The following is a 4,347-nucleotide window of genomic DNA, read 5'->3' on the forward strand; positions in this document are numbered from 1 at the left end:
CATATTTAGAAGTATTAGCCGAAAAAGCACCATTTTATGTCAGCGCATACCCAAATGCTGGTTTACCAAACGCTTTCGGTGGATACGATGAAACTCCTGAAATGATGCGAGATTTTATCAAACCTTTCTTAGATAAAAAATTGGTTAATATTTTGGGTGGATGTTGTGGAACTACACCAGATCATATCAAATTGATGGCAGATTTAGCAAAAGAATACGAACCTCGAAAAATTAGTGAACAATGTCAGGCGTAAAAATTCAACTTTCTGGATTAGAACCTTTAATTGTACGAGAAAATTCAAACTTTGTAAACGTTGGCGAACGTACAAATGTAACTGGTTCTAAAAAATTCTTGCGATTAATCAAAGAAGAAAAATTTGAAGAAGCACTTCAGGTTGCACGTGACCAAGTGGATGGTGGCGCGCAAATTATCGATATCAATATGGATGAAGGTATGCTTGATGGTGTAGCTTCTATGGTAAAATATTTGCGTTTGATTGCTTCTGAACCTGATATTTCGAAAGTTCCAATTATGATTGATTCTTCGAAATGGGAAATTATTGAAGCTGGTCTAAAAAATGTTCAAGGTAAAGCGATTGTCAACTCAATTTCTTTAAAAGAGGGAGAAGAATTATTTATCGAACATGCGAAGAAAATTAAACGTTACGGTGCTGCAACAGTGGTTATGGCGTTTGATGAGAAAGGTCAAGCGGATAATTATGAACGTCGAATCGAAATCGTAAAACGTTCGTATGATATTTTGGTAAATCAAGTAAATTTCAATCCAAGAGATATCATTTTTGATGTGAATATTTTCCCAGTTGCAACAGGAATGGAAGAACATCGCCGTAATGCCATCGATTTTTTTGATGCAACAAAATGGATCAAAGAAAATCTTCCACATGCGTTAGTTTCGGGTGGAGTTTCGAATGTTTCGTTTTCCTTCCGTGGAAACAATGCGGTTCGTGAAGCGATGCACACGGCGTTTTTATATCACGCCATCAAACACGGAATGGATATGGGAATCGTCAATCCAGAAATGATTGAGATTTACGATGATATTCCAAAAGATTTATTAGAGCACGTTGAAGATGTTTTATTGGATCGACGTGACGATGCAACAGAGCGTTTGATTGATTTTGCCGAACATCTAAAAGGTGTTACAAAAGAGAAAAAGAAAGATGATACTTGGCGCGAATTACCTTTGGAAAAGCGTATTGAAATTTCTTTAGTAAAAGGAATTACAGAATTTATTGACGAAGATACTGCAGAAGCTTTGGAAAAAATTGGTTCTCCATTACGTGTTATTGAAGGTCCTTTGATGGACGGAATGAATGTCGTTGGAGATCTTTTCGGAAGTGGTAAAATGTTCTTACCGCAGGTAGTGAAATCGGCTCGCGTAATGAAAAAATCTGTTGCTTATTTAACGCCATTTTTAGAGGAAGAAAAACTTAGAAATAAAACAGACAAAGAGCCTTCTAAGATCTTGATGGCAACTGTAAAAGGTGATGTTCACGATATCGGAAAAAATATTGTTTCAGTCGTTTTAAGCTGTAATGGTTTCGAGATTATCGATTTAGGCGTAATGGTTTCTTCTGAAACAATTTTAGACGAAGCGCAAAAAAATAATGTCGATGTGATTGGTCTTTCTGGATTGATTACTCCATCTTTAGATGAAATGGTGCATGTTGCCAGAGAAATGAAACGCCTTAATCTTGATATTCCATTGATGATTGGTGGCGCAACAACTTCTAAAGCGCATACAGCTGTAAAAATTGCACCAGAATATGACAAAGCAATTCATGTTTTAGATGCTTCGCGTTCGGTTACGATTTGTCAAAAATTGATTGGAAATCAACAGGCGGAATTGCTAACAGAAACTACTACTGATTATACAAAAATTAGAGAAGGTTTCTTGAATCGCGCTGTATCAAAGGAATATCTATCGATTGAAGATGCTCGAAAAAACAAATTAAAAGTTGATTTTGAAGAAAATAAACCTTTTAAACCAAATAAATTAGGTGTTTTTACACATCAAACAACAGTTTCTGAATTAAGAGATTTTATAGATTGGACTCCATTTTTCAAAACATGGGATTTACATGGTAAATTTCCAGCGATTTTAGAAGATGAAATTGTCGGAACAAATGCCAAAGAATTATATGTAGATGCTTTGTCAATGTTAAATAAAATTGAAGCTGAAAATTTAGCTAAACCGAAAGCTGTTTTTGGACTTTTCAAAGCGAATACGGTAAACGATGACACGATTGAGTTGTTTGATGAAAATGATAACAAAATCGAAGAATTTTACACACTTCGTCAACAAGCAAAAAAATCGAAAGAACAACCAAATATTTCGATTGCTGATTTTATTGCGCCAAAAGATTCAGCTATTCAAGATTATATCGGTGCATTTGCTGTCACAGCTGGTCAAGAAATTGAAGAAGTTGCTAAAGCTTACGAAACAAATTTAGATGATTACAATTCGATTATGGTGAAAGCAATTGCCGATCGTCTAGCTGAAGCTTATGCAGAATATTTGCACAAATATGTTCGTACAGAAATTTGGGGTTATGCGAAAGATGAAACTTTATCAAATGATGAATTAATTTCAGAAAAATATAAAGGAATTCGCCCCGCTCCTGGTTATCCTGCATGTCCTGACCATTTAGAAAAAGAAACAATTTTCAAAATCTTGGATGTAGAGAAAAATGCTGGAATTGAGTTAACAAGTTCTTTGGCCATGTATCCTGTTTCGTCTGTTTCTGGTTATTATTTTGGTAATCCAGAAGCAAAATATTTTGGAGTTGGAAAAATAAAAATGGATCAGGTTGAAGATTTTGCAAAACGTAAAAATATAGAACTTGATAAAGCTGAACGTTGGTTGAGTCCTAATTTGGCGTAAAAGCATTAAGCAAAAATAAATTTTGTCTTTCTAAATACAGCATTTCGAAATAAAAAATCTCATATTCCTCCCAAGCTCGAAATGACAGAAACACAAAGGCATTCTGAACTCGTTTCAGAATTACACAAGTTTGGATGAAATGTAGAAATAAATTCAGCATGATAACAAACGTAGAACAAAATTAAAAAATGCGTTAGGGATTGCAGTGAAAATCCTTTTTTGTTGATTGAACGAAGTCGAAATCAACAAAAAAGATTGCAACAAAAAGCCCGCCCGAAGGGAACGCCCTTATAAAATAAATTATATAATCGAAATTCGAGATTCGAACTTCGCTAAACGATAAAATTAATAATGAAAGTTACCGAACATATAGAACGCGCAAACGGAAAACCGTTGTTTTCTGTGGAAATTTTACCACCTTTGAAAGGGCAAGATGTCAATGCGACGTTCAAAACTTTAGATCCATTAGTTGAGTTAAATCCCGCTTTTATTGATGTAACTTATCATCGTCAAGAGTATATTTACAAACAGAAAGAAAACGGTTTATTAAAGCGTTATCAGGTGCGAAAACGTCCTGGTACAGTTGCGATTTGCGCTGCGATACAGAATCATTATAAGATAGATGCAATTCCGCATTTGATTTGTGGTGGATTTACAAAAGAGGATACAGAAGATGCGTTAATTGATTTGAATTTCTTGGGAATTGACAACCTTTTAGTTTTACGTGGAGATCCTATAAAATCGGAAAAATCTTTTGTTCCAGAAGTTGGTGGACATGCGCATGCATCAGAATTGATTGAGCAAATTACGGCTTTAAATACTGGAAATTATTTGGACGACGAGCTACAAGAGTCGCATGCAATGGATTTTTGTATTGGTGTAGCGGGTTATCCTGAAAAACATTTCGAATCGCCAAATCTTGCAATGGATTTGTATTATTTGAAAAAGAAAGTGGAATTGGGAGCGGATTATATCGTGACGCAAATGTTTTTCGATAATCAAAAATATTTTGATTTTGTCAAAAAATGTCGCGAAATGGATATTAATATTCCGATTATTCCGGGTATAAAACCTATGACAACTTTTAATCAACTAACGTCGATTCCGCAAAATTTCTATTTGGATTTGCCAGAAGCTTTGGCAATGGAAGTTTTGAAGTCTAAAGATAAAGAACGAATTAAGGAAATCGGGATTGAATGGTGCATTCAACAATGTAAAGAGTTAATCGATTTTGGTGTTCCTGGATTACATTTTTATACAATGAGTAATTCTATAAATACAAAAAGAATCGCTGAGGCGGTTTATTGAAATAGAAAAATAAGTTATCAAAAATCCGAGTTGTTGGCTCGGATTTTTTTGGGTTTATTTATTTTATTTATATTTTAATAATACTATGTGCTTTTTGCCCAACACTAAATATGGCAATTTTTCATATCTTGTAG

The 4,347-nt window shown here is 34.4% G+C and carries 3 protein-coding genes; all 3 read left to right on the plus strand.

Features of this window, described 5'->3' with window-relative positions:
- A partial coding sequence (locus tag B4E95_RS10340) for a homocysteine S-methyltransferase family protein (RefSeq protein WP_291091430.1) occupies positions 1 to 254 on the plus strand: 254 nt, incomplete at its 5' end.
- On the plus strand, positions 242 to 2,905 hold the full coding sequence (gene metH, locus B4E95_RS10345) for a methionine synthase (protein ID WP_291091431.1): 2,664 nt from the start codon (positions 242 to 244) through the stop codon (positions 2,903 to 2,905). The genes B4E95_RS10340 and metH, both read left to right, overlap by 13 nt.
- A 351-nt stretch (positions 2,906 to 3,256) precedes the next feature.
- Positions 3,257 to 4,213, plus strand: a complete 957-nt coding sequence (gene metF / locus B4E95_RS10350; RefSeq protein WP_286476810.1) for a methylenetetrahydrofolate reductase [NAD(P)H] — start codon at positions 3,257 to 3,259, stop codon at positions 4,211 to 4,213.
- The last annotated feature ends 134 nt before the right edge of the window (positions 4,214 to 4,347 follow it).

Origin of the sequence: Empedobacter sp. UBA7494, from assembly GCF_002478465.1 — a bacterium.
GTDB classification, from domain to species: domain Bacteria; phylum Bacteroidota; class Bacteroidia; order Flavobacteriales; family Weeksellaceae; genus Empedobacter; species Empedobacter falsenii_B.

Bases quoted from the DNA above. Each gene is read 5' to 3' on its own strand.
- metH (WP_291091431.1), top strand. From the start codon at position 242: ATGTCAGGCGTAAAAATTCAACTTTCTGGATTAGAACCTTTAATTGTA.
- metF (WP_286476810.1), top strand. From the start codon at position 3,257: ATGAAAGTTACCGAACATATAGAACGCGCAAACGGAAAACCGTTGTTT.